Genomic DNA, 22,659 nt, shown 5'->3' on the forward strand with positions numbered 1-22,659 from the left:
CTGTCAGCCCGACTCTTCGATCCGAGGTACGGCGTTGCCATCGCGGATTCCCGATGACATGATCCGATCCAAGCAAAAGAAGTCTTCGTGGCAAGCGAAGATAATTGGAGGGAAACATGTTTCGTGGGCTGCTCATGCTCGCGCCTGCCTTGGTTGCGGGCTTTTCTTTTGCGTCTACACGCTATGCGTTCGCCGAAGACATCAAGCTGCCGCCGACTCTGACCTTCACGGCCTATGACACGGGAACCGCCGGCTTCAACATTGCGGTCGGCGTCGGCAAGATGATGAAGGACAAATACGGCACCGACGTGCGCGTGCTGCCGGCCGGCAACGACGTCGCGCGCCTCGCGCCGCTGCGCGCCAAGCGCGCGGCCTCGGCGGCGATGGGATCGGGCACCTATTTCGCGCAGGAAGGCGTGTTCGAATTCGGCAGCAAGGAATGGGGCCCGCAGCCGCTTCGACTGATGCTTTCCACCGTCGACTGCAATTGCGGCTCGCTTGGCGTCGCGGCGGACGCCGGCGTGAAGGAGCTGAAAGATCTGAAGGGCAAGCGCGTCGGCTTCGTCGTGGGCTCGCCCGCACTGAACCAGAATTCGCTCGCGGTGCTCGCCTTCGCTGGCCTGACGCAGAAGGACGTCAAGGTCGTCGAGTTCGCAAGCTACGGCGCGATGTGGAAGGGTCTGATCAACAACGACACCGATGCCGCCTTCGGCACCACCATCACCGGCCCCGCCAAGGAAGCCGAGACCTCGCCGCGCGGCCTAGTCTGGCCGCCGCTGCCCGCCGGCGACAAGGAAGGCTGGGCGCGGATGCAGAAGGTCGGCTCGTTCTTCTTCCCGCAGCTTGCCACCTGCGGCGCCGGCATCTCGCCGGACAAGCCGATCGAGCTCGGCAACTACCCCTACCCGATCTTCGTCGCCTACGCCTCGCAACCGGCCGACCAGATCTATGCGATCACCAAGGCGATGATCGTGAACTACGACGCCTATAAGGACTCCGCGCCGGGCGCCGGCGGCCTCGCCGCCGAACGGCAGACCAAGAACTGGGTGGTGCCGGTGCATCCCGGCGCGGTGAAAGCTTTGAAGGAAGCCGGGCAATGGACCGACGCGCAGGAGGCCCACAACACCAAGCTGTTCAAGCGCCAGGAGGTGCTCGCGGCCGCCTGGGCTGATTACGGCAAGTCCAATCCGCCAGCGGACGACAAGGCATTCCTCGACGGCTGGATGAAGGCACGCGCGGCCGCACTCGCCAAGGCCGACATGCCGAACGGGTTTGACTGAGAGCCGATAGCCTGCCGCAACCAAGTTTGGGGAGACCGTCGATGTCCGAAAGCGCGGCGGCGCCGGCGAAGAAGGTCGAGTTCGAGGATCCGCATCTCGGCGCCGCAGCCGACCTGCAGGAAGCCGAGGTCACGCGCGTCCGCACGCTGAAGGGCGCGTGGCGCCGGGTGCTGATGGTCGCCACGGCGGCGACCATCCTGCTTTGCGTCAACCAGCAGTTCTCGCTGCGGTTCTTCATCGACTACACGCAGCTCAACACCGAATATTTCTACCTGCTGATCGCGTTGATGCTGCCGTTCACGTTCCTGATCTTCCCGGGATCGGAGACGGCGCCGCTCGACCGCATTCCCTGGTACGACCTCCTGCTGTTCGCGCTGACCTTCGGCTCGGCGATTTGGCTGATGCTCAACATCCGGAAAGCTGCGCAATTCGGCTGGGAATTCGACGGCGCGCCGACCAACGTCATCGCCGCCGGGCTCGTGATGTGGTTCGTGCTGATGGAGGCGCTGCGCCGCACCGGCGGCTGGAGCCTCTTGCTCAGCGTACTGCCCTTCACCTTCTATCCGATGTTTGCGGACGCCACCTGGCTCGGCCCGTTCCGCGGCACGCAATCGACGCTGCAGCAGACCACCTCCTATCACATGCTCTCGGGTGAAAGCCTGCTCGGCATTCCGATCCAGGCCTTTGCAGACACCGTGATCGGCTTTTTGGTGTTCGGCACCGCGCTGATGATGACCGGCGCCGGGAAATTCTTCATCAACATCGCCTTCGCGATGTGCGGCACGTTCCGGGGCGGCGCCGCAAAAGTCTGCGTGTTCGCCTCCGGCCTGCTCGGCACCGTCGGCGGCAGCATCGTCTCCAACGTGCTGACCGCCGGCACGATGACGATCCCCGCCATGAAGAAGACGGGCTTCACGCCGTCCTATTCCGGCGCGATCGAGGCGTGCGCCTCGACGGGCGCCGTGCTGGCGCCGCCCGTGCTCGGTGCCACCGCCTTCGTCATGGCGCAGTTCATGAACACGGGTTATGCCGACGTCGCACTCGCCGCAACCATTCCCTCGGTGCTCTATTATGTCGGCCTGTTCGCGCAGGTCGATGCCTATGCAGCCCGCCACAAGCTGAAAGGCCTTCCGCGCGCCGAGCTGCCGCGCTTCTGGGACGCCTTCAAGGACGGCTGGTACTATCTGTTCGTGATCGTCGTGCTCGTTGTGATGCTGCTCTACTTCAAGCGGGAGAGCCACGCGCCGTTCTATGCCTCCGTGCTGCTGGTGATCCTGCACCAATGGTCGGGACCGGCGCCCTGGAAGCTCGGCAACACGCTCGTGCTCGCGGTCTCGATCGCGGCAACAGTGGCGATGTTCTGGTTCGGCGTGCTCAATACCGCGCTCTGGGGCATGTGCCTGCTTGCAGCCCTCAACGAATTCTTTCCCGGCAAGAACTGGGGCGGCGCGCGCTGGCTGCAATTCCTCGAATTGAACGGCAAGACCTTCGTCGAGCTGATCGCGATCCTCGCCGGCTGCGGCCTGTTGATCGGCGCGTTCTCGCTGACCGGCGTGATCTCGAGCCTCGCCAACGATCTGCTCAGCATCGCCGGCGGCGACGCCTTCCTGCTGCTCATCATGTGCGCCGTAACCAGCCTGATCCTCGGGCTCGGGCTGACCACGACGTCCTGCTACATCTTCCTGGCCATCCTGGTGGCGCCGGCGCTGGAGAAGCTCGGGCTCAACAAGATGGCGGTGCACATGTTCATCTTCTACTGGGGCATGCTGTCCTCGATCACGCCGCCGGTCGCGATCGCCTCCTTCGCCGCGGCCGGCATCGCCGGCGCGCCCGCGATGAAGACCGGATGGGAAAGCATGTGGGTCGGCAGCATCATCTACTTCATCCCGTTCTTCTTCGTGCTCAATCCGGCGCTGCTGCTCCAGGGCAGCAATCCCTATCTCGAGGCTCTCGGGCTCACCGGGCTTGCCTGCTTCGGCATCGTCTTCATCTGCGGCGGCATCCAGGGCTACCAGGCCTTCGTCGGCGATCTCCGCAGCGCGGGCGTGCTCGAGTGGCCGATCCGTGTCCTGCTGGTGATCGGCGGCTTCGTGGTCGCCACCCCGGGCGGCGGGATCATGCCGTTGTCGCAGATGCAGATCACGCTGCTGGGGCTCGCCATCCTGGCGCCGACGGTATTGCTCGCGCGTCTGCTGGTCCGGCGGCAGGCCATGGTGCCGGACGGGTTGCGCGTGCCCTGATTGCGTTGCACAAAGAGAGGCGATGAAACCGCAATCGCCTCTCGCCTCCGCCTGGACCCGCTCGAAACCGCCCTTGCTGCGGTTTCTGGACAATTGCCTCAGCGAATTCTCCGCCGAGACCTCCGGCGGTGTAGCCGACTACATTCCCGAGCTCGGCAAGGCCGATCCTGCCTATTTCGGCATCAGCCTCGCGACGCTGGACGGCCATGTCTATGAAGTCGGCGACAGCCGGGTGCCCTTCACCATCCAGTCGATGTCAAAGCCGTTCGTGTTCGCGCTGGCGCTGGACCTTCTGGGCGCGGCACGGGTCGAAAGCACGATCGGCGTCGAGCCCTCGGGCGATCCCTTCAACTCGATCCGGCTCAATGCCGAAAACCATCCGTTCAACCCAATGGTCAATGCCGGCGCGATCGCCTGCACCGGCCTGATCCATGAGAGCAAGGGCGTTGAGGCCTTCGAGCAGATCCGCCAGGCGCTCGGCCGCTTCGCGGGACGCGATCTCGACGTCGACGAGGCCGTCTACACTTCCGAAAGCCAGACCGGCGACCGCAACCGCGCCATCGCCTACCTCCTGAAAACCAATGCGGTGATCGCGGACAACGTCGCAGCCGTGCTCGACGTCTATTTCCGGCAATGCGCCGTGTTGGTGACGGCGCGCGACATCGCAGTGATGGCGGCAACGCTCGCCAACCGCGGCGTCAATCCGGTCACGGGCGAGCAGGTGATGACGCCTTACGCGATCGCGCGGACGCTGTCGGTGATGACGTCCTCGGGCATGTACGACTATGCCGGCGAATGGATCTACCGGATCGGCATCCCCGCCAAGAGCGGCGTCGGCGGCGGCATCCTCGCAGCCCTCCCCGCCCGCCTCGGGCTCGGCAGCTATTCGCCGAGGCTCGACAAGCATGGCAACAGCGTGCGCGGCATCAAGGTCTGCGAGGCGCTGTCCTCGCATTATGACCTGCACATGCTCAACCGCAGCGACGACGCGCGCAACGCTGTTATCGCCGACTACGACATCGGCAAGAGCCCGTCGCGCCGCGTGCGCCGCCCGCAGGAACGTGAGATCCTGGCCGCCCATGAGCAGGAGGTGCGGGTCATCGAGCTGGTCGGAACGCTGTCGCTATCCGCCGTCGACTATGTCTCGCGGCGCCTCGCCGGGCGGCCACGGCCGCAAATCGTCGTGTTCGACCTGCACCGAGTCACCGCCACGACGCGTGCCGGTGCGCGGCTGATCGCGGAAGCCTTCGAAGAGCTGGCCGCGCTGAATGTCACGGTGGTCCTGTCCGGCGTCAGGCGCGCCTCGAAAGAATGGAACAGCTTGCGGGAATGGACCGCCGAGTTGAAGAACGTTCGCGATTTCTACCTGCTCGACACCGCGATCGAATGGGCGGAAGACCAGATCGTCTATCGCTATGGCGGCTCGATCGACTTCCACGAGACCACCGAGCTTGCCGAACAGCCGCTGCTTGCGGGCCTGAGCGACGAGGAGCTGACGGACCTGGCTTCGCTCTGCACGGTCCGGACCTATCAGTCGGGAGCACGGATCCTTACCACCGGCGATCCCGCCGACGCCCTGTTCTTCCTGCGCAGCGGCGCCGTCCACGTGACGCTGCGCGACGGCGTGCGGCTTGCGACGCTGACTGCCGGCATGGCGTTCGGCGAGATGGCGCTGCTGGAGCCGACCCGCTCCGCCGACGTGTTCGCCGACATGGCCGCGACCGCGTTCGAGGTGCCCCTGAAGGATTTTGAACGTTTCCGCAAGCAGCACCCGCGCGCCGGCGAACGCATCATGCGCAACCTGGCGCAGCTGCTCGCCGACCGCCTGATCGTGGCCAACGCCAAGGTGGATATCCTGACCTCGACGTGAGGCCGTCCGGCACCTCTCCCCGGCGGGGAGAGGTGATCCTCAGCTCGCATCGATCAGACGGATCAACGGCTCGCGGCCTCACTCAGCCGTCGGTTGATCCTGCCGGCGCTAGCCTTGAGCAATTCGGATGGCTTCTGGCCGGTCGCCGCGCACAGGCTGGCCCAGTAGTAGATGACATCGCCGAGCTCATCAACGAGACCCGCCTGATCGAGCCATCCATCGCGCAACAGCTTCTTGATGTGATCGGCGACTTCGCCGGCCTCGGCGGTGAGGCCAAGGCCGAGATAGGACAGCCGCTCGTTCGACGGATGCTCCTCGACTTTCGCAATCGTTGCGGCCCAGGCCGCATATTCATCGATCGTCATCGGCATCCCCTGTCAGGTGTGCTCCGCGCTCAGCCCACCACTTCCGTGACAGGCTGGAGGTCGATCTCGAACGTCTCGAGGAATTTCGAGGTCATGATGTAGAAGCCGACCGAGAGCTGCAGCTCGACCAGCGCCGCCGGCGTCAGCCTTGGGGCGATCGCCTTGAACGTTGCATCCGTCGGCTTTTTCAGCCTGACGATCTCGTCGGTGAAGGCGAGCGCGGCGCGCTGGGTCTCGTCGAAACAAGTCGCGGCCTGCCAGTTCGCGAGCGCCTCGTTCTGCTCGTCGGTGACGCCGACGTTCTTGCCGATGCGCTTGTGGGCCACGATCTCATACGGCGCCTCGCACAGAATCCCGGTGCGCGTGATCGCGAGTTCGCGCACGATCGGATCGAGCTCGCCCTTGTGCCGGATGGCGCCGCCGAGCCGGCAGTACTGTTCGAAATAGCTGGGCGAATGCGCCATCATGCGGAAGATGTTGGCGTGGCGGTTCTTGTCGAGGATCTCGCGGGTGCGGTCGGACGCCTTGGACGGATCGCTGTAGTGGATGCGGGCCATGATTTTCCTGAAGATTTTGCCCGCAGAATCTCCTTTAGGATTTTCCTTGGGCTTTCGATGTTTTTTATCGTTGTCGGCGAAAGTCCCCGGAAATTCTATTCTTGCGACGACGCAGGAGCAACATCATCGAGTCAAATTGCCGCCGCATTGCTGATCGACCTTGGCACACTCGATATTCGCCGCGTGGGGACAAATCGCGGCGAATACTCGAAGTGGGGTGTTCCGAGTAAAAAAACAGGACCGTCGGTTGCGTAGCGCGCGCCACGATGAGTCACGCCCAAGTCTAGGGAGAAAACGGCATGAAGGAAGCCACCAGGAGGGCGGCCTCGGGAGCGCTCGCGCATATGCTGGCGGTGACGGCGATGCTCGTCATCGCCAGCATATTGTTCTACGGGCGTTAGTAGAGTGTTTTCGTCATTCAGGGGTGGCTCTCGCACAAGCCAGACCCAGAATCCCGTTCCAGGTTCGGTCCGTTGGACCGCCCCCGAATGACGAATCCTACTACGCCTTCTTGGTGAAGAACGGCACGAGCTTGCCGGCAAAGGACTTAAAGCTCGCATCCACCTCGTCGCCGATGACAAGACCAGCCTCGCCATGCGCCATCATGCGGAAACCCTCGGCGCAATCGACCAGCAGGATGTTGTAGGGCACGTGTGCGCGCGTCTCGGGCGTGGCGGCGCGGCAGACCAGCGAGGTCGCATAGACCCTGCCCTTGCCGCTCGCGCGCTGCTGGCGCGGATCGGCTGCTCCGCAGGCCGCGCAGAAGGCGCGATGGAAATACTGCACCGCCCCGCATGAGCCGCAGCACTGATACGTGATGGCCTCTTCGCCCCTGGTCCAGTCGCCGATTCGCTCGTTGCCGCTCATCGCACCTTCTCCAGGAACATGCTGACATGCGAGGACAGCACCCCGCCATCGCCGTGCAGCAGCGCAATCGAGGCATCGCGCACCTGGCGATTCGCGGCGCGTTCCGTCATCTGCAGATGCGTCTCGACCAGATGTGCCATGGCGCCGCCGACGCCGCAATGACCATAGCTGAGCAGGCCGCCATGGGTGTTGAGCGGCATCGCACCATCGCGGCCAAAATGACCGGCGCGCACCCGCGCGGCCGCCTCGCCGCGCCCCGCAAGTCCGAGGTCTTCGAGCAGCATGGCGAGCGTGATGGTGAAGCTGTCATAGACCGCGGCGTAGCGCACGTCCGAGATCGCAAGGCCGGAAGCCTCCGTGGCACGCGCGATGGAAATCTCGGCACCGAGCTCGCTCAAGGCAGGTGCCGCCGTGACATGCTGGTGGGTATGCGCCTGGGCGCATCCGCGAATGCGCACGCCGGCCTCTGTGGTCCGCTCGCGGCTGATGACGAACGCCGCGCCACCGTCGGACACCGGACAGCAGTCGAGCAGCTTTAGCGGCATCGCTACCGGCTTCGACGCCATGACGTCGGTGACGGTAATCGGCTCCTGGAATTGCGCGCCGGGATGGGTGCAGGCGTGGCTACGCATCAGCACCGCGAACTCGGCGAGGTCTTCCTGGGTCACGCCATATTCGTGCATGTAGCGGGACGCGACGAGGCCGTAATAGGCGGGAATGGTCGGCCCCAGCGGCACCTCGTAGTCGGGATGACCGACCTGCGCCAGCGCCTGGATCGAGGCATCGCGGCTTTGTCCGGTCAGGCGGTTCTCGCCGGCGACGACCAGCACGTGCCGCGCGACGCCCGCCTCGACGAGGTGATGCGCGAGCATGGTCATCGCCAGCCCCGTAGCGCCGCCGACCTGGACGGCATGGGCGTAAGAAGGGCGGATGCCAAAGTGCTCCGCGAACACGGTCGCCAGCATGATGTGCGGCGAGACGGTCGAATAGCCGCAGAGGATGCCGTCGATCTCGACGCGCTTCAGCCCGGCGTCGTCGATCGCGAGCTGGGCGGCCTTGCTCATCAGGTCGAGCGAGGATGAACCTTCATGCTTGCCATAAGGCGTGAGACCGACGCCGGTGATGAAGCTCATGGGCACACCTTTCCACCGTCATTCCGGGGCGATGCGTCAGCATCGAACCCGGAATCTCGAGATTCCGGGTTCGGTCCTTCGAACCGCCCCGGAATGACGGATGAGAGAGTCATCGCGCTTCCTCCCTACTCCGGCGACGAACGGGTGACGCCATCGCGCACCATGGCCGCGATCTCGTCTGCGGAATACCCGGTCTCGCGAAGAATCTCCGCGCCGTGCTCGTTGAGTCGCGGCGCAAGGCGGACCGGTTCGGCTTCCGTCTCCGACCAGCTCGCCGTGACCTTCATGCTGCGGATCGGGCCTTCGGTCGGATGCTCGACAACGGGGAAAAAGCCGGTCGCCTCAAGATGCGGATCGTGCAGGATGGACCGGAGGTCGTGCATCGGCATCACCGGCACATCGGCTTTTGTGAGCAAGTCGATCCATTCAGCCGTCGTGCGCGTCTCAAAGATGCGGGCGAGCTCAGCATAGACGAAGTCGATGTTGGCGGCGCGGCCGGCGAAGGTCGCGAACCTGGGATCTGCGCGCAGATCATCGCGTTCCGTCGCCTTGAAGAAATTCTCCCACTGCTTGTCGTTGTAGACGATGACGCTGAGATAGCCGTCAGCGGTCTTGTAGGGCCGGCGGTCGCGCGAGAGGTGCCGCGCGTAGCCGCCCTTGTCGAGCGGCGGCTCATAGGTGAGCCCGCCCATGTGGTCGCCCATCACGAAGCCCGCCATGGTCTCGAACATCGGGATGTCGACGCGCTGGCCACGACCGGTGCGGTCGCGGTGCACGAGGCTCGCGCAGATCGCGCCGACCGCGGTGAGACCGACGATGCGGTCGACCAGCGCATTCGGCACATAGCGCGGCACGCCGTCACCTGTCTGCGCCATCAGTGCCGGCAGCGCGGTCGCGCCTTGAATCAGGTCGTCATAAGCGGGCTTCGCCGCATAGGGCCCGTCCTGGCCGAAGCCGAACACGCCGGCATAGACCAGGCGCGGATTGATCTCGGAGACGACGTCATAGCCAAGTTGCAGCCGCACCATGGCCTGCGGACGGACGTTGTAGACCAGCACGTCCGCGCCCTTGATCAGCCGCAGCACGGCCTCGCGGCCGGCGGGCTTCTTCAGGTCGAGGCAGATCGAGCGCTTGCTGCGGTTGGTGTTGAGGAACACCGGCCCCATGCCGGCATGACGCGTCGGGCCGATCAGGCGGGTGACATCGCCCTCAAGCGATTCCACCTTGATGACGTCGGCGCCGTAATCGCCGAGCATCTGGGTCGCATAGGGCCCCATCAGCACGGTCGTCATGTCGATGACCTTGATGCCCTTCAACGGCCCCATCGTTCACTCCCGATTGCGCGGGCTCAATTGCGGCCCACGATTTCGGTCCAGCTAACGGCAGCAGCTCAGCTCAAGCAAGCGCGACCCGCGTATGGCCGCATGCGCCATGCGGCGATACAGTTGCTATTTCTTCTGACGGGTTTCGCGGATCTTGAGCAGCCGGTCGAGCTCGTCGTTCTGCTGGTTGATGCGGTCGGCGATGCGCGCCTCGCTCTGTTCGCCCGAGGCCGCCGCGGCCTGCTCGATGAGCTGCCTGATATTGTCCTCAAGGATCGCGATGCGATCGTTGAGCTCGTCCAGCGACAGTGATGTTTCGTTGCTCATGATGCATTCCCCAGCAATCGATCAATCGTGAGGATAGGCGATGCCAAACGTGATCACCATGACATAAAACAAAGCAAGGCGGGCACGGCAAATGAGCGCCGTTGCCCACCTTCCGCGAGAATGGTTACTTCAGCGGCTCCAGCACGGAGACGTAGTTAGCGACCGCGGCGCCGCCCATGTTGAAGATACCGCCGAGCTTGGCGTTCTTTAGCTGCATGCCCTCGGGCGCCTGGCCCGCAAGCTGCATCGCGGTCATCACATGCATCGAGACGCCGGTTGCGCCGATCGGATGGCCCTTGGCCTTCAATCCGCCGGACGGATTGACCGGCAGCTTGCCGTCCTTGAGCGTCCAGCCCTCCTTGATGGCGCGGGCACCCTGACCCTTCGGCGTCAGGCCCATCGCTTCGTATTCGATCAGCTCGGCGACAGTGAAGCAGTCATGGGTCTCGATGAAGGAGAGATCGGTGAGTGCGACGCCGGCCTTCTCCAGCGCGCGCTGCCAGGCGACGGTGCAGCCCTCGAACTGAAGGATATCGCGCTTGCTCATCGGCAGGAAGTCCTGGGCGTGCGCAGTGGCGCGGAAGCCGATCGACTTGCTCATGCCCTTGGCGGTCTCGGCATCGGCCAGCACCAGCGCCGCGGCGCCGTCGGAGACGAGCGAGCAGTCGGTTCGCTTCAGGGGTCCCGCGACATACGGATTCTTCTCGCTCTCGGCGCGGCAGAACTCGAAGCCGAAATCCTTGCGCATCTGGGCGAAGGGATTGGCGACGCCGTTCTTGTGGTTCTTGGCCGCGATCAGCGCCAGCGCGTCCGACTGGTCGCCGTACTTCTGGAAATATGAGCTGGCGATCTTGCCGAACACCCCGGCGAAGCCGCCGACCGTGTCGCCGTCCTCAGGCAGATAGGACGCCTTCAGGAGGTTCTTGCCGATCTCAGGACCCGGCGTCCGCGTCATCTGCTCGACGCCGACGACCAGCACGATCCTGGCCGCCCCTGCCGCGATCGCACGCAGGCCCTGGTGCACTGCGGCGGACCCGGTCGCGCAGGCGTTCTCGACGCGGGTCGCCGGCTTGAAGCGCAGCTGCGGGTCGGCCTGGAGCACCAGCGAGGCGGTAAAATCCTGCGGCGAGAAGCCGGCGTTGAAATGACCGAGCACGATCTCATCGACGTCGGAGGCGGCAATGCCGGCATCGGCCAGCGCCTCATTGGCGACGCGGGTGACGAGGCTTTCGACGGTCTCGGTGTCGAACTTGCCGAACGGCGTGTGCGCCCATCCGACGATGCTGGCGGTCATGGTCATTCTCCCTAGGGTCTTACCTGACCTAAGTCTTAGCCCATCGATGGCAAGACTTCACGCGGCTTTCAGGGCCTTGAGGGTGCGCTGGCAGATGGCAGTTATGCCGGCCCAGTTCCCGGCCCTGACCTCCGCCGTCGGGCACAGCCAGGACCCGCCCACCGCGACCACGTTGGGCTCGGCGAGCCAGGTCGCCGCATTGGCCTCGCCGACGCCGCCGGTGGGGCAGAACCGCACGTTCGGGAACGGCCCGCCAAGCGCCCGCAGGCCCTTGATACCGCCCGCCTGCTCGGCCGGAAAGAATTTTGCGAGGTCAAAACCCTGCGCCAGCGCCATCATCAGCTCGGACGCGGTCGCAATGCCCGGCGCGAAGGGCAAGGCGCTGTCAGTCGCGGCCTTCAGCAGGTCCGGCGTCAAACCCGGGCTGATGCCGAACTTGACGCCGAGCTTTTCCGCACGCGCGAGGTCGTTGGGGTTGAGGATCGTCCCGATACCAACGATCGCGTCAGGCACCTCGGCCATCATCGCCCTCGCCGCCTCGATCGCAACCGAGGTGCGCAGCGTCACCTCCAGCGTGCGGACGCCGCCGGCGACAAGCGATCGGGCGAGCGGCACGGCGTCTTCCAGGCGCTCGATGGTGAGGACGGGAATGACGGTCGCAGCCTTGAACAGCGCGGTGAGTTGGTCCTGTTTGGCAGTCGCGGTCATCTCGAGGGTCTTGGCTTTCGTTTCACTTGGTCGCTTGGCGTGAGGTCGCCGGCCGGTGCCGCTTCTTCGGCGGCATGGCATAGCCCGGAATGATGGCGCCGGGATAGCAGATCACGAGGCTGGCGAGGCGATGCCCGGCCCGGGCGGCCTCGACCGGATCGGAACCGGCGAGCCGGGCGGCGATATAGGCCGCGGCGAAGCTGTCGCCTGCCGCGGTGGTGTCGACCACCGGCTTGGTCATCGGCTCGGCACGCACCTCGCTGGTTCCCCCGGAAAAGCGCAGGAGGCTGACGGGTTCGGTGAGTCGGAACACTAGCTCGGGGCTCGGAATGCGCGCCATCAGGTCGGCGTGACTCTCGCCGGGATAGAGCGCGAGCAGGTCCTCCGTCGACGTCAGCACGATGTCGGCGGTCGCGAAGGCCGCGGTGAAGACCTCGCGGGCGACATCGCGATCGGGCCAGCCGCGGGCGCGAAAATTGGTGTCGAACACGAAGCGGGTGCCGAGCAGGCGCGCGCGCTTTATCGCCCCGAACAGGCGCTCGCGCCCGGCCGCATCGTAGATCGAGAGCGTGATGGCGGAGAGATAGATGATGTCGTAGCTCATCAGCGAGTTGAGGATCTCGTCCGTCTCCGGCAGATCCATCAGCCGCCGCGCCGCCGCGCTGTCGCGCCAGTGGAAGAACTGGCGCTCGCCCTTGGCGTCGGTCTGGATCATGTAGAGGCCCGGCAGCTTGCCCGGCAGGCGCAACACGCGCCTGGTGCCGACGCCCTCCGCAGCCCAGGCCGCAACCATCTCCTCGCTTAAGGCGTCATCGCCAAGCGCGGTGAAATAGTCGACCTTGACCTCTAACCGCGCCAGATAGACCGCGGTGTTGAGGGTATCGCCACCGAAGCCGCGCGAATAGAGGCCGCCGCCCTGCCCGGCAGATTGTCTACCCTGGGCCTGCCTGAGCTCGACCATGCATTCGCCGATGCAAGCAACGCTCGCCATCTCTCGACCCACACTGTTCACCGGTTTACGTCAGGCGACGAAGTTGCCGCCGAGCTCATCTTCGATGTGAATGCGGATGATGTCGTCGAAGGTCTTTTCAGCCGTGGTGAAGCCGAGCTCGCGCGAGCGCCTTGCATCGAAATTGCGCGGCCAGCCGCCGACGATGCCGACGATGAAGGGATCCGGCTCCCGCTTGATGCGCGCGGCGACCTTCTCGCCCGCGACCCGCTTCAAGGCAGCGATCTGCTCGCCGACCGTTGCGGACAGTCCGGGCATGGTGAGGTTGCGTCGCGGGCCGACCGTCGCGAGATCCATCGTGCCGGCATGGAGCAGGAAGCCGACGGCGGAGCGCGGCGTGGCGTGCCAGTGGCGGACGTCCTCGGAGACCGGAAGGATCGCCTCCTTGCCGGAGAGCGGCTCGCGCAGGATGTTGGAGAAGAAGCCGGAAGCCGCCTTATTGGGCAGGCCGGGCCGGATGCAGATGGTCGGCAGGCGGATGCCGATGCCGTCGACGAAGCCGCGGCGCGAATAGTCAGCGAGCAGCAATTCGCCGATCGCCTTCTGCGTGCCGTAGCTCAGCAGCGGCGTATGGAAGAACTCGTCGCCGATCGCGTCCGGGAACGGCGCGCCGAACACCGCGATCGAGGACGTGAAGACCACGCGCGGCTTGTAGCCGCCGCCCGCGAGGCGGATGGCGTCGAGCAGCATCCGCGTGCCGTCGAGGTTGATGCGATAGCCCTTGTCGAAATCGAGCTCGGCTTCGCCGGAGACGATCGCGGCGAGATGGAAGATCACGTCCGGCCGCCCGGCGATCAGCTTCTCGGCCGCGCCCGGCACGGCGAAATCGCCCGATACGGTCTCGACGGGAAAACCGGCCTTTTCCGGCTTCTTGGGTTCGACCACGTCATGCATGGTCAGCTTGGTGACGTCGCTCTTGCCGAGCCGGCCGTCGCGCAGCAGCCGTTCACACAGTTTGCGGCCGACCATGCCGGCGGCGCCCAGAACCAGAATGTGCAAGAGCCTACTCCTTCCTTATTGGTCGGAACGCGCCGCCCTTGGTACGTTCCCCTGGCGCGCTCTCATGGCAGGCCCGCGGGTCACTCCTTCACGGCGCCGGTCATCGCCGACACATAATACTCCACGAAGAAGGAATAAAGGATAACTACGGGCACCGAGCCGGTCAGCGCGGCCGCCATCAGCGCGCCCCAATGATAGACGTCGCCATTGACGAGCTCGGTGATCGCGCCGACGGGAATCGTCTTGTTCTCCGACGAGGAGATGAAGGTCAGGGCGTAGATGAACTCGTTCCACGACAACGTAAAGGCGAAGATGCCGGCCGAGATCAGTCCCGGAAGCGACAGCGGCAGCGTGATCTTGGTGAGGATCTGGAGCCGCGTGGCCCCGTCGATCAGCGCGCACTCCTCGAGCTCGTACGGGATGGTGCGGAAATAGCCCATCAGGAGCCAGGTGCAGAACGGGATCAGGAAGGTCGGATAGGTCAGGATCAGCGCCAGATTGCCGTCGAACAGCCCGAGCTGGAACACGATCGCCGCGAGCGGAATGAACAGGATCGACGGCGGCACGAGATAGCCGAGGAAGATCGCGAGGCCTACATAGCGCGAGCCCTTGTAGCGAAGCCGCTCGATCGCGTAGGCGGCGCAGACGCTCGCGAACAGCGAGATGAAGGTCGAGGACACCGAAACGATGACGGTATTCCACATCCACAGCGGATAGTCTGTCTCGAAGAACAGCTTGTTGATGTGCTCCAGAGTCGGATGCACGATCCAGAACGGATTGTACTTCTCATAGTCGTACATCTCCGCGTCCGGCTTGAACGTCGCGACCGCCATCCAATAGAACGGAAACAGCAGGAAGAACACGATCAGGCCGAGCGGAAGGTAGACGCGGAGAAACTTCCGCGGGAAGCTCTCCAGGTAGGACATTCCGACGCTTTGGTCATCCACGGTGGTCATGGTCAGTCCCTCCCACCCTGCTGCCAGCGAGAGCGCTGAAGTCCGAAGAAGCTGAGCAGGATCGCCGCGACCAGGAATGGGATCATCGCGTTCGAGATCGCGGCGCCCTCGCCGAGATTGCCGCCTGTGATCGCGCGCTGGAACGACAGCGTCGCCATCAGGTGCGTGGCATTGATCGGCCCGCCCCGCGTGATGGTGTAGATGAGTTGGAAGTCGGTGAAGGTCATCAGCACCGAGAACGTCATCACCACGGCGATGATCGGCGACAGCATCGGCAGCGTGATGTGGCGGAAGCGCTGCAAGTTGGTGGCGCCGTCGAGATTGGCCGCCTCATAGAGTGAGGGCGAGATGGTCTGAAGTCCCGCGAGCAGCGTGATCGCAACGAAAGGCACACCGCGCCAGATATTGGCGACTACCACCGACCAGCGCGCATTCCAGGGATCTCCGAGGAAATCGATGTATCGCGTGATCAGGCCGGCCTTGATCAGCACCCAGGAGATGATCGAGAACTGGCTGTCGTAGATCCACCAGAACGCGATGGCGGAGAGCACCGTCGGCACCACGAAGGGCAAGAGAACGATGGCCCGGATCATCGACTTGAACGGCAACCGTTCGTTGAGCAGCAGCGCCAGATAAAGTCCGATGGCGAATTTCACGATGCTGGCGGTCACCGTATAGAAGATGGTGTTGAACACCGACAGCCAGAACACCGAGTCCTTCGCGAGCGAAACGAAGTTCTCGAAACCGATATAGCGCCCGGCCCCGCCGATCTTGGTATCGGTCATGCCGAGCCAAAAACCCAGCGCCAGAGGGTAAGCCAAAAATAGGATGAGGGTGGCGATGGCCGGCACCATGAACATCGCGCCCAGAAAATTTCGACTTTCGAACGCTCTCGACCACAGGCTGCTGCGCGTCACCTCTGCGACGGGCTCGGCCAGAACTGCCATGTCTAACTCCCCTGACAGAATAGCCGCGGCGTCCGGCGAACCGGACGCCGCGCGGATGTGAGCGGATCAGACCTGGTAGTAGCGCTTCGCGCGCTCGGCGGCGCGTGCCGCCGCTTGTTGCGGTGTGGCCGAGCCGGAGGCGGCTTCCGCGAACATGTCGACTACGACGAAGTCGCCCATGACGGCGGCGGAGGCGTAGCCGAGATCGCCGGCATAGCCGTTGTCGCGGCAGCGCTTCAGACAGTCGCGATACGGCGTGATCTTGGGATCGGAGGTCCAGACCGGATTGTCGTTGTAGGCCGGCAGCGGCGGCGAGACGTAGCCGTTGGAAGCGACCTCCCACGCGTCGTAGTTCTCCTTGTCCCACATGAACTTGATGTATTCCTTCACCGCCTTGGGATACTTCGAGTGCTTGTAGCCGTAGGCGACCAGCACGTTCTGCTGCTCGGTCGGCACACCGACCGGCCCGATCGGCATCGGCGCGTGGTCCATATCCTTGGCGATCTCCTGCTGCTTGGGATCAGAGGAGGTCTTGCCCACGGTCCAGATCGAGATGCCGTTCAGCGTCAGGCTGAGTTCGCCGTTCAGGAAGGCCTTGTTGTTGTTGCTATCATTCCACGACAGCACGCCGGGAATGAACGTCGCGTAGAGCTGCTTGACGTATTCGAGTGCTGCGATCGTCTCGGGCGAGTCGATCACGACCTCGTTCTTCTCGTTGACGACCTTGCCGCCGAACGCCCACAGCGCCCACTGGCACCAGCCGTTGGCATCGCCCGTGGCGTGGCCCAGCGCGAAGCCGGCCGGCGTGTTGTTCTTCTTCAACGCCTGGCACAGCTTGAGGAAGCCGGCGGTGTCCTTGGGGAATTCCTCGAAACCCGCGGCCTTCATGTGGCTGACGCGATAGTTGAGGCAGCCGCCGGTCGCGCCTTGCGGAATGGCGATCCAGCCATTGCCCTTCTTGCCGTAGCGCTCAGCGACCGGATACCAGCCACCATATTTCGAGCCGAGATAGTCGGCGACGTCGGTGACGTCGATCAGCTTATCGGGGAATTTGTGGGGATCATCGAGCGTGCCGATGATGAGGTCGGGACCGGCGCCGACATTGGCGGCGACCGCGGCCTTCGGCCGGATGTCTTCCCAGCTCTCGGCCTCGAGCTTCACCTTGACGCCGGTCTTCTCGGAGAACTTCTTGGTCTGCTCGGCGAACTTGTCGAACTCCGCCTGGATGAACTGCTTCCAGCGCAGCACGCGGATGGAGGCGTTCGGCTCCGGCACATTGGTCCACTCCGCCGCGCGGACCGGCACGATTCCCGGGCCGGCCAGCACGGCTGCGCCGCCCAGGCCGGCTTTGAGCAAATCGCGCCTGTTGAAATCACTCATCGTTCTCTCCCTGAATTTTATATTTGTGTTTGGTAGTTCTTACGTCGCTACATGCGTTTGCCGGTCGCCTCGTCAAACAAGTGAACCAGGGCCGGATCCGGCTTCAGCCGGACCTTGTCGCCCGGATTGAACTGGTGCCGCTCGCGGAAGACCGCGACGACCTGCTCGCCGCCGACCTTCGCGAACACCTGCGTCTCGGAGCCGGTCGGCTCGACGACGATGATCTCGGCCTCGGCGCCGTCATCGGCGATCGTGAAGTGCTCGGGCCGCACGCCATAGACCGCAGGGCGGCCGTCGGAAGCGGTCGGCGCGGTCTTGAGCGGCAGCTTGACGCCGTTCGGCCCCTCGAAGGTCGCAACGCCGTTCGAGCGCACATGGCCTTTCAGGAAGTTCATCGCCGGCGAGCCGATGAAGCCGGCGACGAACTGATTGTCCGGCTTGTCGTAGAGCTCGAGCGGCGTGCCCATCTGCTCGACGATGCCGTCATGCATGACGACGATCTTGTCGGCCATGGTCATGGCCTCGATCTGGTCGTGGGTAACGTAGACGGTGGTCGTCTTCAGCCGCTGGTGCAGCTCCTTGATCTCGGTGCGCATGGCGACGCGCAGCTTGGCATCGAGGTTCGACAGCGGTTCGTCGAACAGGAACACCTGCGGATCGCGCACGATGGCGCGGCCCATGGCGACGCGCTGGCGCTGGCCGCCGGAGAGCTGCCGCGGATAGCGCTCGAGCAGCGGCGACAGCGCGAGAATCTCGGCGGCGCGCTTCACACGCTTGTTGATCTCGTCGGTGCTCGCCCCGCGCAGCTTCAGCGAGAAGCCCATATTGTCCGCAACCGTCATGTGCGGATAGAGCGCGTAGTTCTGGAACACCATCGCAATGTCCCGCTCCTTGGGCTGGACATTGTTGACGACGCGATCGCCGATCGAGATCGTTCCGGAAGTGATGTTTTCGAGGCCGGCGAGCATGCGCAGAAGCGTCGACTTGCCGCAGCCGGAGGGGCCAACGAGGACGACGAACTGACCGTCCTCGATCGGAATCGTCACGCCGTGCAGGACTTCAAAATTGCCGAACGATTTCCGCACGTCGCGGATTTGCACAGACGACATCTAGCTCCCTCCTCACGAGTCCACGACGCCTCTTGCGCCGCGACCGTCTTGTTCTTTCAGGCTTTACCGACCGAAGCCCCAGCTTATCGGGCGACATTGTCAGCAGTTTGTGCGGTTTTGGCAATTTGTCTTTGGTTAGTATTTGCTGGTAGCGCTGTCAACGTTCCTTTGTTTGCGGGAGTGCCTGTGCTAAGAGCAGCAAATGGGTCGAAAGCGCACCAAGTCTGGCAAAATCCGGCTCGCGGAAGTCGCCGAGCTCGCCGGAGTCAGCCCGATCACGGCCTCCCGCTTCTTCCGCAATCCCGCGGCATTGTCGATCGCCAAGCGGGCCCGGGTCGAAAGCGCCGCCAAGGAGCTCGGCTATGTGCCGAACCTTGCGGCACGCGCGCTGGCGTCGCAGCGCACCGAGGTGATCGGTGTCTTGATTCCGTCACTGACCAACAACGTGTTCTCCGATGTGCTGCGCGGCATCTATGACGCGTCCGAAGGCAGCCGCTACTCGATCCAGTTGTCGAACACCCGCTACAGCATCCTCCAGGAGGAAAAGCTGCTGCGTCTGTTTCTGGCGCAGAAGCCGGCCGGACTGATCGTGACCGGGATCGACCAGACCACGGAATCGCAGGCCATGCTCGAGGCCAGCGACTGCCCGATCGTGCAGATCATGGAAATCGGGCCCAATCCCGTCGACATGATGATTGGCTTTTCGCACTATGATGCGGCGCGCGCGGCGATCGGCCATCTGTTCGACCAGGGCTACAACCGGATCGGCTTCGTCGGCGCGCGCATGGACCCAAGAGTGCAGCGGCGGCTCGACGGCTACCAGGCGGCGATGAAGGATGCCGGCCTGTTCGATTCGCGCCTGATCGTCGCCACCGCGACGCCGACCTCCGTCACGCTGGGCGGGGCATTGTTCACCGATCTGCTTTCGAAGGCGCCCGACATCGAGGCGGTGTTCTGTGCCAATGACGACCTCGCGCTCGGTGTGCTCTTTGAATGCCGGCGCCGCGAGATCGCGGTCCCCGAGCAGATCGCGATCATCGGCTTCAACGATCTCGAATTCATGGCCTCCGCCGTCCCTACCCTCACCAGCGTGCGCACCAATCGCTACGAGATGGGCAGGACCGCCGCCACGATGCTTATCGACGCTATCGAAGGACGGCGTCCGGAGCAGCCTGTGCTCGATCTCGGGTATCGCGTGATGGAGCGGCAGAGCTCGCTGGCCCGGCGTTCCGACAGCAGGCCGGCGCTTTCCGGTGAGGCTGCGGCGAACAAAATGGTAGCGTTACCAAGTGGCCATGATTAATATCGAACTTGTGAGGAAACGGCCCGCCAGCGGGGCGGCGATTCATCGTTCGCGCCGCTGGGCATCGCACAAGCCGACACCATGAAACGGACGCCAGTGCGTTTGCATTGCAGGAGAAACCAATGACAAAAAAACCAACCAACGGGCACGCGCCCGCCAGCAACGGCAGCCGCCGGCACCTTCGCTCCCAGGAATGGTTCAACAACCCGCATAATCCGGGCATGACCGCGCTCTATATGGAGCGCTACCTCAATTACGGCCTCACCCGCGCCGAGCTGCAGTCCGGCAAGCCCATCATCGGCATCGCCCAGACCGGCAACGACCTCTCGCCCTGCAACCGCCACCATATCGAGCTCGCCCACCGCGTCCGCGAGGGCATCCGCGAGGCCGGCGGCATTGCGATGGAATTCCCCACCCATCCGATCCAGGAGACCGGTAAGCGCCCGACCGCGGCGCTCGATCGCAACCTCGCCTATCTTGGCCTGGTGGAGATCCTCTACGGTTACCCGCTCGACGGCGTGGTGCTCACCACCGGCTGCGACAAGACCACGCCGGCCTGCATGATGGCCGCCGCCACAGTGAACCTGCCTGCGATCGTGCTGTCCGGCGGCCCGATGCTCAACGGCTGGCACGATGGCGAGCGCACCGGCTCCGGCACCATCGTCTGGAAGTCGCGCGAGCGGCTTGCTGCCGGCGAGATCGACTATGAGGAGTTCATGGAGATCGTGGCATCGTCGGCGCCCTCGGTCGGCCATTGCAACACCATGGGCACCGCCTCGACCATGAACTCGCTCGCCGAAGCACTCGGCATGTCGCTGCCGGGCTGCGCGGCGATCCCGGCGCCCTACCGCGAGCGCGGCCAGATCGCCTATGAGACCGGCAAGCGCATCGTCGAGATGGTCTGGGAGGATCTGAAGCCCTCGGACATCCTGACCCGGAAGGCGTTCGAGAACTGTATCGTGATCAATTCGGCGATCGGCGGCTCGACCAACGCGCCGATCCACATCAATGCGCTGGCGCGCCACATCGGCGTGGAGCTGTCGATCGACGACTGGCAGAAGTTTGGCCACGACGTGCCGTTGCTCGTGAACATGCAACCCGCCGGCTTCTATCTCGGCGAGGAGTTTCACCGCGCGGGCGGCGTGCCAGCCGTGGTGCGCGAGCTGATGCAGCACAAGCGCATTCATGAGGACGCGATCACCGTCAACGGCCGTCCGATCGGCGAGAACTGCAAGAATGCATCCAAGCCCGACGGCGATGTGGTCTGGAATTACGACAAGCCGCTGGTGAAGGATGCAGGCTTCCTGGTGCTGAAGGGTAACCTGTTTGATTCAGCCATCATGAAGACCAGCGTGATCTCCAAGGAGTTTCGCGATCGCTATCTCAGCAACCCGAAGGACCTCAACGCCTTCGAGGGCCGCGCCATCGTGTTCGAGGGACCCGAGGACTATCACGAGCGGATCGACGATCCCTCCCTCGACATCGACGAGCGCTGCGTGCTGTTCATCCGCGGCACCGGGCCGATCGGCTATCCCGGCGGCGCCGAGGTCGTGAACATGCAGCCGCCGGCGGCGCTGATCAAACGCGGCATCCTGTCCCTGCCCTGCATCGGCGACGGCCGCCAGTCCGGTACCTCGGGCTCGCCGTCGATCCTGAATGCCTCGCCGGAAGCCGCGGCCAACGGGGGCCTTGCGATCCTCAAGACCGGCGACAAGGTGCGCATCGACCTCAACAAGGGCAGCGCCAACATCCTGATCTCCGACGACGAGGTGAAGAAGCGCCACGCCGAGCTGAAGGCCAATGGCGGCTTCAAGCATCCGCCGAACCAGACGCCCTGGCAGGAGATCTATCGCAACACCGTCGGCCAGCAGTCGACCGGCGCCTGCATGGAGCTCGCCACGCGCTATCAGAACGTCGCCGGCACGTTCGGCGTGGCGCGGGATAACCACTAGCGAAGATCGTCATTCCGGGGCGCGACGCAGTCGCGAGCCCGGAATCCATAGCCACGCCCGCGCTTGCGGCTTGCCGCATTCGCGGTAAAACCAAAAACAGAGCGTCTGCTCATATCGTTTGCGCGAATGGCCCAAGGGCCACGCGCGCCGGGAGATGGATTCCGGGGCTGTGCCTTACGGCGCATCCCGGAATGACGCCAGCATTCAGAGGAGAAGAACAAAATGGCAGACCGCCTCAAGGGAAAGCGCGCCGTTGTCACCGCCGCAGCGGCGGGCATCGGGCGCGCATGCGCGATCGCATTCGCGCGTGAAGGCGCGACCGTGATCGCCACCGACATCAATGAGAGTGGCATCGCCACGCTTGGCAATGAAGGCGTCGCCGAGACGGCAAAGCTCGACGTTCGCAACACCGCCGACGTCAACGCCTTCTCCAAGCGCATCGGCAAGGTCGACATCCTGCTCAACGCGGCGGGCTTCGTGCATCACGGAACCATTTTGGACTGCTCGGAGGAGGACTGGGACTTCTCGTTCGACCTCAACGTCAAGTCCATGCACCGGACCATCAAGGCGTTTCTGCCGGCGATGCTGGCAGGTGGAGGCGGCAGCATCGTCAACATCTCGTCTTGCGCGGCGCTGCGGCCACCGGCCAACCGTTATGTCTACAGCGCGTCCAAGGCGGCGGTGTCGTTGCTGACTCGCGCGGTTGCGCTCGACTTCATCACGCAAGGCATTCGCTGCAACAGCATCTGCCCCGGCACCGTCGAGACACCGTCGATGCTTGATCGCGCTGCCGCCCAGGGACCGCAGGGCAAGGAGATGTTCATCTCCCGCCAGAAGATGGGCCGGCTCGGCACCGCTGAGGAAATCGCGGCCATGGCCGTCTATCTCGGCAGTGACGAAAGCGCATTCACCACCGGCGTCGACCTCGTCGTCGATGGCGGCTACATGCTCTGATCACTCCTCATCCCGAGGAGGCGCAATCAGCGCAGTCTCGAGGGATGGGCCACGGGCTTCATGGTTCGAGACGCGCGCAAGTGCGCG

General features: G+C 64.2%; 21 protein-coding genes. 7 read left to right on the forward strand and 14 right to left on the reverse strand.

The features are described from left to right. The first annotated feature begins 116 nt into the window (after positions 1-116). From AYJ54_RS16950 to glsA, 3 genes are read left to right on the forward strand one after another with little or no spacing between them, the layout of a single operon-like run. Positions 117-1,280 carry a TAXI family TRAP transporter solute-binding subunit gene (locus AYJ54_RS16950; RefSeq protein WP_063700245.1) on the forward strand — a complete coding sequence of 388 codons (1,164 nt, stop codon included), beginning with the start codon at positions 117-119 and terminating at the stop codon, positions 1,278-1,280. A gap of 41 nt (positions 1,281-1,321) precedes the next feature. Next, positions 1,322-3,520: a TRAP transporter permease gene (locus AYJ54_RS16955; protein ID WP_063700247.1), complete on the forward strand. Its 2,199-nt coding sequence runs from the start codon at positions 1,322-1,324 to the stop codon at positions 3,518-3,520. Between the two features lie 22 nt (positions 3,521-3,542). Continuing rightward, positions 3,543-5,390 (forward strand): glutaminase A, encoded by a 1,848-nt coding sequence (glsA, locus tag AYJ54_RS16960; protein WP_063700249.1) that lies wholly within the window; start codon positions 3,543-3,545, stop codon positions 5,388-5,390. Positions 5,391-5,452: 62 nt separating this feature from the next. On the opposite strand, the gene AYJ54_RS16965 is transcribed toward glsA, so the two are convergent. Continuing rightward, positions 5,453-5,755, reverse strand: a complete 303-nt coding sequence (locus AYJ54_RS16965) for a nucleoside triphosphate pyrophosphohydrolase family protein (protein ID WP_063700251.1) — start codon at positions 5,753-5,755, stop codon at positions 5,453-5,455. Between the two features lie 29 nt (positions 5,756-5,784). Beyond that, entirely contained in the window at positions 5,785-6,312 is a 528-nt protein-coding gene (locus AYJ54_RS16970) for a carboxymuconolactone decarboxylase family protein (protein WP_063700253.1), read from the reverse strand. Here AYJ54_RS16970 and AYJ54_RS49375 point away from each other — a divergent pair. Then, entirely contained in the window at positions 6,298-6,567 is a 270-nt protein-coding gene (locus tag AYJ54_RS49375) for a hypothetical protein (protein WP_136623743.1), read from the forward strand. The genes AYJ54_RS16970 and AYJ54_RS49375 overlap by 15 nt on opposite strands. Positions 6,568-6,813: 246 nt before the next feature. Here AYJ54_RS49375 and AYJ54_RS16975 read toward each other — a convergent pair whose 3' ends face one another. The 12 genes from AYJ54_RS16975 to AYJ54_RS17030 form a co-directional block, all read right to left on the reverse strand. Continuing rightward, entirely contained in the window at positions 6,814-7,179 is a 366-nt protein-coding gene (locus tag AYJ54_RS16975) for a Zn-ribbon domain-containing OB-fold protein (RefSeq protein WP_063700255.1), read from the reverse strand. Then, positions 7,176-8,312, reverse strand: a complete 1,137-nt coding sequence (locus tag AYJ54_RS16980; protein ID WP_063700257.1) for a thiolase family protein — start codon at positions 8,310-8,312, stop codon at positions 7,176-7,178. Before AYJ54_RS16980 ends, AYJ54_RS16975 begins: the two co-directional genes overlap by 4 nt. 125 nt (positions 8,313-8,437) lie before the next feature. Next, the gene (locus AYJ54_RS16985) at positions 8,438-9,637 is read right to left on the reverse strand and encodes a CaiB/BaiF CoA transferase family protein (protein ID WP_063700259.1); all 1,200 of its coding nucleotides are present in this window, start codon (positions 9,635-9,637) and stop codon (positions 8,438-8,440) included. 123 nt (positions 9,638-9,760) lie between these two features. Continuing rightward, positions 9,761-9,961 carry a hypothetical protein gene (locus AYJ54_RS16990; RefSeq protein WP_063700261.1) on the reverse strand — a complete coding sequence of 67 codons (201 nt, stop codon included), beginning with the start codon at positions 9,959-9,961 and terminating at the stop codon, positions 9,761-9,763. Between the two features lie 124 nt (positions 9,962-10,085). Then, positions 10,086-11,255 (reverse strand): acetyl-CoA acetyltransferase, encoded by a 1,170-nt coding sequence (locus AYJ54_RS16995; RefSeq protein ID WP_063700264.1) that lies wholly within the window; start codon positions 11,253-11,255, stop codon positions 10,086-10,088. A gap of 57 nt (positions 11,256-11,312) precedes the next feature. Next, the gene (gene eda / locus AYJ54_RS17000; RefSeq protein ID WP_063700266.1) at positions 11,313-11,963 is read right to left on the reverse strand and encodes a bifunctional 4-hydroxy-2-oxoglutarate aldolase/2-dehydro-3-deoxy-phosphogluconate aldolase; all 651 of its coding nucleotides are present in this window, start codon (positions 11,961-11,963) and stop codon (positions 11,313-11,315) included. 22 nt (positions 11,964-11,985) lie between these two features. Beyond that, positions 11,986-12,954 carry a sugar kinase gene (locus AYJ54_RS17005; protein WP_063700268.1) on the reverse strand — a complete coding sequence of 323 codons (969 nt, stop codon included), beginning with the start codon at positions 12,952-12,954 and terminating at the stop codon, positions 11,986-11,988. Positions 12,955-12,984: 30 nt separating this feature from the next. Beyond that, entirely contained in the window at positions 12,985-13,971 is a 987-nt protein-coding gene (denD, locus tag AYJ54_RS17010) for a D-erythronate dehydrogenase (RefSeq protein ID WP_063700270.1), read from the reverse strand. Positions 13,972-14,051: 80 nt separating this feature from the next. Continuing rightward, entirely contained in the window at positions 14,052-14,927 is an 876-nt protein-coding gene (locus AYJ54_RS17015) for a carbohydrate ABC transporter permease (RefSeq protein ID WP_063700275.1), read from the reverse strand. A 2-nt stretch (positions 14,928-14,929) separates the two neighbouring features. Beyond that, a complete protein-coding gene (locus AYJ54_RS17020; RefSeq protein ID WP_063700277.1) occupies positions 14,930-15,874 on the reverse strand; it encodes a carbohydrate ABC transporter permease in 945 nt (314 codons plus the stop codon). A 66-nt stretch (positions 15,875-15,940) separates the two neighbouring features. Continuing rightward, on the reverse strand, positions 15,941-17,254 hold the full coding sequence (locus AYJ54_RS17025; protein ID WP_063700279.1) for an ABC transporter substrate-binding protein: 1,314 nt from the start codon (positions 17,252-17,254) through the stop codon (positions 15,941-15,943). Between the two features lie 47 nt (positions 17,255-17,301). Continuing rightward, positions 17,302-18,363 (reverse strand): ABC transporter ATP-binding protein, encoded by a 1,062-nt coding sequence (locus tag AYJ54_RS17030; protein ID WP_063700280.1) that lies wholly within the window; start codon positions 18,361-18,363, stop codon positions 17,302-17,304. 202 nt (positions 18,364-18,565) lie between these two features. Between AYJ54_RS17030 and gntR the strand changes: the two genes are divergently transcribed. The 3 genes from gntR (at position 18,566) to AYJ54_RS17045 (ending at position 22,572) form a co-directional block, all read left to right on the forward strand. After that, entirely contained in the window at positions 18,566-19,666 is a 1,101-nt protein-coding gene (gene gntR, locus AYJ54_RS17035; RefSeq protein ID WP_063700284.1) for an HTH-type transcriptional regulator GntR, read from the forward strand. Positions 19,667-19,788: 122 nt separating this feature from the next. Continuing rightward, positions 19,789-21,618: an IlvD/Edd family dehydratase gene (locus AYJ54_RS17040; RefSeq protein ID WP_063700287.1), complete on the forward strand. Its 1,830-nt coding sequence runs from the start codon at positions 19,789-19,791 to the stop codon at positions 21,616-21,618. Positions 21,619-21,840: 222 nt separating this feature from the next. Continuing rightward, positions 21,841-22,572 carry an SDR family oxidoreductase gene (locus AYJ54_RS17045; protein WP_063700289.1) on the forward strand — a complete coding sequence of 244 codons (732 nt, stop codon included), beginning with the start codon at positions 21,841-21,843 and terminating at the stop codon, positions 22,570-22,572. Positions 22,573-22,659 lie beyond the last annotated feature (87 nt).

The sequence above is a fragment of the Bradyrhizobium centrolobii genome, assembly GCF_001641635.1.
Taxonomy (GTDB): domain Bacteria; phylum Pseudomonadota; class Alphaproteobacteria; order Rhizobiales; family Xanthobacteraceae; genus Bradyrhizobium; species Bradyrhizobium centrolobii.

Excerpts from the sequence above, each read along its gene's own strand:
- AYJ54_RS16950 (WP_063700245.1), top strand. The coding sequence starts at position 117 with ATGTTTCGTGGGCTGCTCATGCTCGCGCCTGCCTTGGTTGCGGGCTTT.
- AYJ54_RS16955 (WP_063700247.1), top strand. The coding sequence starts at position 1,322 with ATGTCCGAAAGCGCGGCGGCGCCGGCGAAGAAGGTCGAGTTCGAGGAT.
- glsA (WP_063700249.1), top strand. The coding sequence starts at position 3,543 with ATGAAACCGCAATCGCCTCTCGCCTCCGCCTGGACCCGCTCGAAACCG.
- AYJ54_RS16965 (WP_063700251.1), bottom strand. The coding sequence starts at position 5,755 with ATGACGATCGATGAATATGCGGCCTGGGCCGCAACGATTGCGAAAGTC.
- AYJ54_RS16970 (WP_063700253.1), bottom strand. The coding sequence starts at position 6,312 with ATGGCCCGCATCCACTACAGCGATCCGTCCAAGGCGTCCGACCGCACC.
- AYJ54_RS16975 (WP_063700255.1), bottom strand. The coding sequence starts at position 7,179 with ATGAGCGGCAACGAGCGAATCGGCGACTGGACCAGGGGCGAAGAGGCC.
- AYJ54_RS16980 (WP_063700257.1), bottom strand. The coding sequence starts at position 8,312 with ATGAGCTTCATCACCGGCGTCGGTCTCACGCCTTATGGCAAGCATGAA.
- AYJ54_RS16985 (WP_063700259.1), bottom strand. The coding sequence starts at position 9,637 with ATGGGGCCGTTGAAGGGCATCAAGGTCATCGACATGACGACCGTGCTG.
- AYJ54_RS16990 (WP_063700261.1), bottom strand. The coding sequence starts at position 9,961 with ATGAGCAACGAAACATCACTGTCGCTGGACGAGCTCAACGATCGCATC.
- AYJ54_RS16995 (WP_063700264.1), bottom strand. The coding sequence starts at position 11,255 with ATGACCGCCAGCATCGTCGGATGGGCGCACACGCCGTTCGGCAAGTTC.
- eda (WP_063700266.1), bottom strand. The coding sequence starts at position 11,963 with ATGACCGCGACTGCCAAACAGGACCAACTCACCGCGCTGTTCAAGGCT.
- AYJ54_RS17005 (WP_063700268.1), bottom strand. The coding sequence starts at position 12,954 with ATGGCGAGCGTTGCTTGCATCGGCGAATGCATGGTCGAGCTCAGGCAG.
- AYJ54_RS17015 (WP_063700275.1), bottom strand. The coding sequence starts at position 14,927 with ATGACCACCGTGGATGACCAAAGCGTCGGAATGTCCTACCTGGAGAGC.
- AYJ54_RS17020 (WP_063700277.1), bottom strand. The coding sequence starts at position 15,874 with ATGGCAGTTCTGGCCGAGCCCGTCGCAGAGGTGACGCGCAGCAGCCTG.
- AYJ54_RS17025 (WP_063700279.1), bottom strand. The coding sequence starts at position 17,254 with ATGAGTGATTTCAACAGGCGCGATTTGCTCAAAGCCGGCCTGGGCGGC.
- AYJ54_RS17030 (WP_063700280.1), bottom strand. The coding sequence starts at position 18,363 with ATGTCGTCTGTGCAAATCCGCGACGTGCGGAAATCGTTCGGCAATTTT.
- gntR (WP_063700284.1), top strand. The coding sequence starts at position 18,566 with ATGGGTCGAAAGCGCACCAAGTCTGGCAAAATCCGGCTCGCGGAAGTC.
- AYJ54_RS17040 (WP_063700287.1), top strand. The coding sequence starts at position 19,789 with ATGACAAAAAAACCAACCAACGGGCACGCGCCCGCCAGCAACGGCAGC.
- AYJ54_RS17045 (WP_063700289.1), top strand. The coding sequence starts at position 21,841 with ATGGCAGACCGCCTCAAGGGAAAGCGCGCCGTTGTCACCGCCGCAGCG.